The sequence below is a fragment of the Mesorhizobium sp. M7A.F.Ca.CA.003.01.2.1 genome (genome assembly GCF_003998945.1).
In the GTDB taxonomy this organism is placed as follows: Bacteria; Pseudomonadota; Alphaproteobacteria; order Rhizobiales; family Rhizobiaceae; genus Mesorhizobium; species Mesorhizobium ciceri.
In genome coordinates, this window is sequence record NZ_RZRA01000465.1 from 1 (window position 1) to 4356 (window position 4356).

4 protein-coding genes and 1 pseudogene are annotated in these 4356 nt (G+C 63.8%); all 5 read left to right on the top strand.

Features of this window, described 5'->3' with window-relative positions; genetic code table 11:
- Nucleotides 1–1048 (top strand): spermidine/putrescine ABC transporter substrate-binding protein (locus tag EN969_RS18805; RefSeq protein WP_245467461.1); only part of this gene is annotated, 1048 nt, incomplete at its 5' end.
- A gap of 103 nt (nucleotides 1049–1151) precedes the next feature.
- A complete protein-coding gene (locus EN969_RS18810) occupies nucleotides 1152–1994 on the top strand; it encodes an ABC transporter permease (protein ID WP_027163033.1) in 843 nt (280 codons plus the stop codon).
- On the top strand, nucleotides 1987–2781 hold the full coding sequence (locus EN969_RS18815) for an ABC transporter permease (RefSeq protein ID WP_063169496.1): 795 nt from the start codon (nucleotides 1987–1989) through the stop codon (nucleotides 2779–2781). The genes EN969_RS18810 and EN969_RS18815 overlap by 8 nt, the downstream gene beginning before the upstream one ends.
- Nucleotides 2778–3851 (top strand): ABC transporter ATP-binding protein, encoded by a 1074-nt coding sequence (locus EN969_RS18820; protein ID WP_024504743.1) that lies wholly within the window; start codon nucleotides 2778–2780, stop codon nucleotides 3849–3851. Before EN969_RS18815 ends, EN969_RS18820 begins: the two co-directional genes overlap by 4 nt.
- 13 nt (nucleotides 3852–3864) lie before the next feature.
- A pseudogene (locus EN969_RS18825) lies at nucleotides 3865–4356 on the top strand (glycosyl transferase family 1); the annotation flags it as partial.

Below are 4356 nucleotides of genomic sequence, written 5' to 3' on the forward strand. Positions count from 1 at the left end.
GCGGCGCCGTGCGCTGAAAACATCTTCGATCGCACTTGGCCTGGCCTTGGCGCTGTCCGCGCCGGCGACGGCTGCCGACCTCGTCATTTCCAACTGGGACGGCTACATGGCACCCGACGCCATGGCCGCCTTCAAGACCGCAACCGGCGTTTCGGGCGAAGTGGTGGTGCATGCCACCAATGAAGAGATCATGGGCAAGCTGATCGCCGCCGGCGGCAAGGGCTATGACGTGGTCTTTGTCTCCTCACCCTTCGCCGAGGTGCTGAACAAGCTCGGCCTGACCGAGCCGATCGACCACGCCAAGATCCCCAACCTCGCCAACCTCTATCCGGAAGCAGCCAAGCTGCCGCACGATGTCGGCAATGCCTTCTCGGTGCCCTACACCTGGGGCACCACCGGCCTCTGCTATCGCTCGGATCTGATGAAGGTCGCACCGGCCAGCTGGAGCGACCTGCTCGCGCCCTCCGACGAATTGAAGGGCAAGACCACCATGCTGGCGACCGACCGCTGGCTGCTGGCCGCCGGCCAGCTCGACAAGGGCTATTCGGTCAACGAAACCGACCCGGCCAAGATGGCCGAGGTCAAGGATCTGCTGATCTCGGCCAAGAAGACCCTGCTCGCCTATGACGACACCACCTTCTATTCCAAGCTGGTGTCCGGCGAGGCACTGATGGTGCAGGCCTGGGACGGCTGGTGCAATTACGGCATCGCCGAAAAGCCGGAGATCAAATACGTCATTCCCAAGGAAGGTTCGGACCTCTGGGTCGACACGATGGTGGTGATGAAGGCCTCCGCCAACAAGGACGCCGCCTTCCAGTTCATCAACTTCATGCTCGACGCCAAGAACCACGCCTGGGCGGCGCAGAACATCGACTACAAGGTGCCGAACAAGCCGGCCATGGAGAGCCTGCCGGCCGATTTTCTGGCAAAATTCCCCAACATGGCGATGCCGGTGGCCGATCTCGTCAAATTCGAGCAGTTGCGTGACGTCGGCGACGCCCAGCGCGACTATTCGAAGATCGTCAGCGAGATCAAGGCTGCGCAGTAAGCGGCGGCACATCAGAGACCACGGCCGACGGCGGGTTTCCGCCGTCGGCCGCTGAATGCGGTACCCAATCGTGTCCTCAACCAGACTTCGTTCCTCCTTGCTGATGGCCCCGGCGCTGGCCTGGCTCGCGGCCTTGATGGTGGTGCCGTGCGCGCTGGTACTGGCGCTCGCCTTCTTCCGGCGTGGCATCTATGGCGGCATCGAATACACCTTCACGCTGGAGAATTTCGGCCTGGTCTTCGACCCGCTCTATGCCGGCATCTTCCTCAATTCGGCGCGCATCGCCGGCACCGCGACCCTGATCGCGGTGGTGATCGGCTATGCTGCCGCCTACGCGATATCGGCGGCACCGCGCCGGTGGCAGCCAGTGTTCCTGTTCTTCGCCGTGCTGCCGTTCTGGTCCAACTATCTGATCCGCACCTATGCCTGGATCGTGCTGCTCAACCGCGAAGGCCTGATTACCCAGCTGCTGCGCTGGTTCGGCTACACCGGCGAGCCGCCGTCGATGCTCTACACCGAAGGCGCCGTCATCGCCGGCCTGGTCTATAACTACCTGCCCTTCGTCATTCTCGCCTGCTACGCGCCGCTGTCGCGACTCAACCCGGAACTCGCCGAGGCCTCGCGTGATCTCGGCGCTTCGGCAGCCACCACGTTCCGTCGTGTCATCCTGCCGCTGACCGTACCGGGCATCGCCGCCGGCGCGGTCTTCGTCTTCGTGCTGTCGATCGGTAATTTCGTCACGCCCGCGCTGCTCGGCGGCGGCCGCTTCCAGATGATCGGCAACCTCGTCTACGACCAGTTCCTGACCGCCAACGACTGGCCTTTCGGGGCGGCACTGGCGATGGCGCTGATTGCCATCATGCTTCTGGTACTGATGGCGCAAGCGCTGGCCGCCAATCGCGCCTCGGGTCACGTCACGCAAGCCGGCGGAGACACCGATGGCTGAGCGCTCCCCTGCCACGCGGCGCACGCTCTGGCTCGTGCTCAGCCTGGTCTTCGCTTTCCTCTACATCCCGATCGCCGTGCTGGTGGCGCTGTCCTTCAACGAAGGCGGGTTGCCGACGGCATGGTCGGGATTCTCCCTGAAATGGTATGTCTCGCTGGCCTCGAATTCGGCGATCCTGTCCGCGGCCCTCAACACGCTGATCGTGGCGCTGGTCTCGACCGCGATCGCCACTCTGCTCGGCACGCTGCTGGCGATCGGCATCGAGATGCGCCGGCAATACGGCAAGGCCCTCGAAGCGCTGATTTTCGCACCGATGATCATTCCCGACATCGTGCTGGCGATCGCGCTGCTCTCGTTCTTCTCCATGCTCAATCTAACCATGGGCCTGCACACCATCATCCTCGCCCATGTCGTCTTCAACCTCGCCTTCGTCTGCTCGGTGGTGCGCGCGCGGCTGAAGAGTTTCGACTGGTCGATCGTCGAGGCCTCCGCCGATCTCGGCGCCTCCGCGCTCACCACCTTCCGGCGGGTGACATTGCCGGTCATCGCGCCGGCGGTGATTGCAGGGGCGCTGCTCGCCTTCACGCTCTCGGTCGACGAGTTCATCATCGCCTTCTTCACCGCTGGCGCCGGCCGCGCCTCGACGACGCTGCCGATGCAGATCTACGCCATGATCCGCTTCGGCATCACGCCGGAGATCAACGCGCTGGCGACCATCGTCATGGCGGTCTCGATCACCGCGCTGACCCTGTCGCAGCGGCTCAACCGTGGGATCATCGGCCAATGAGCGAACCCCGCACTCTGCTGGCCATCGATCATGTGTCGAAGAATTTCGGCAGGGTGATGGCCGTCGACGGCATCTCGCTCGACATCCGCGAGAACGAGTTCTTCGCTTTGCTCGGCCCGTCCGGCTGCGGCAAGACCACGCTCTTGCGCATGCTGGCCGGTTTCGAGACGCCCAATGACGGGCGCATCCTGCTCGACGGACGTGACATCGCCAAAACCCCGCCCAACAAGCGGCCGGTCAATCTGATGTTCCAATCCTATGCGCTGTTTCCGCATATGAGCGTTCGCGCCAATGTCTCCTACGGCCTGGAGATGGAACGTTTGCCAACAGCTGAAATCCGCTCCCGCGTCGATGCCATCCTGGCGACGACCGAGCTCGTCCCCTTCGCCGACCGCAAGCCGGAGCAATTGTCGGGCGGCCAGAAGCAGCGCGTCGCGCTTGCCCGCGCGCTGGTCAAGCGGCCTCGCCTGCTGCTGCTCGACGAGCCGCTCGGCGCGCTCGACAAGAAGCTGCGCGGCGCCATGCAGCTGGAATTGAAGCGCCTGCAGCACGAGGTCGGCATCACCTTCGTCATCGTCACCCATGACCAGGAGGAATCGCTCGTCATGGCCGACCGCATGGCGGTGCTGAAAGACGGCAGATTGCTGCAATGCGACACGCCGCACGCGATCTACGAACACCCCGCCGATCGCTTCGTCGCCGACTTCATCGGCGTGATGAATTTCGTGCCGGGCCAAGCCGCCGTCGATGGCGTTGTAGCCACGAATGGCGCACGCATATCAGGCAAGGTTCCGGCAACGCTCTCGCCCGGCGCATCCGCTGTCGCTTCGGTGCGCCCTGAGCGCATCCGGCTATTCCCATCGGCGGAAACCGCCAACCGCATCACCGGCACGGTCGAGGCGCTGGCCTATCAGGGGCTGGACCTGCAGCTGCATGTCCGCACGCCCCTGTCGCCAAAGCCGTTCCTGGTGCGCGTCACCGCAGATGCCGCCGACCGCCGGCCGGTCTCGTCGGGCGACCAGGTCGAACTCGGCTGGGATGCCGCCGATGTCAGAATTTTCGCAGAATGACAGGAGAAGCCTGATGGCGCAGAAGACGATCGCGTTTTTTCCAGAAGCCGCCTACGGCCCGGCGCTCAATTCCGTCGGTATCGCCCAGGCAGTCGAAGCGCGCGGCCACAAGGCGGTGTTCCTGTCCGACCCCGGCTTCGTCGATGTCTACAAGGGCTACGGCTTCGAGGCGCATCCGGTGAACCTGTCGGAGCCGATGCCGCCCGAGCAGATGGCGAAATTCTGGGAGGATTTCATCAACGGCCATATCCCGAACTTCCGCAAATCGCCCTACGACCAGGTCGACAACTACGTCAAGGATTGCTGGACGGCGATCGTCGACAGCGCCAAATGGGCGCAGAAGGATCTGCCGCGCGTTCTCTCAGCCATCAAGCCGGATGTGATCTGCGTCGACAACGTCATCCTGTTCCCGGCCATCAAGCAGTACGGCAAGCCGTGGGTGCGCGTCATCTCCTGCTCGGAAAACGAGATCGAGGACGAGGACATCCCGCCCCATCTCTCCGGC